Source organism: Halomonas sp. SIMBA_159 (genome assembly GCF_046536035.1).
Taxonomy (GTDB): domain Bacteria; phylum Pseudomonadota; class Gammaproteobacteria; order Pseudomonadales; family Halomonadaceae; genus Vreelandella; species Vreelandella venusta_A.
Map to the genome: position 1 here is coordinate 1 of NZ_JAWJBT010001868.1, position 208 is coordinate 208.

Below are 208 nucleotides of genomic sequence, written 5' to 3' on the forward strand. Positions count from 1 at the left end.
AGAATGGCGATTTTCAATAAGGACTTGGGGAGCTCTACCAGGGCGCGGACTGAGAATCTGCGTTTTATGCCTTTTATCGGGTCGAGCCGTTCGAGCTTTGCTTTTACGGGCTCGGCCGTAAACAGCGGGCCAACTTGCACATAATGGCCGAGAAATCCGAAAACGACGCCGAAAACCATGATCGGCACAATCACCAAGAACGTTTTTT

The 208-nt window shown here is 50.5% G+C and carries 1 protein-coding gene; it reads right to left on the minus strand.

Annotated features, from left to right (window positions below; genetic code table 11):
- On the minus strand, window positions 1-208 hold a 208-nt coding region (locus R0J87_RS25650; protein ID WP_498889832.1), incomplete at both ends, for an EscU/YscU/HrcU family type III secretion system export apparatus switch protein.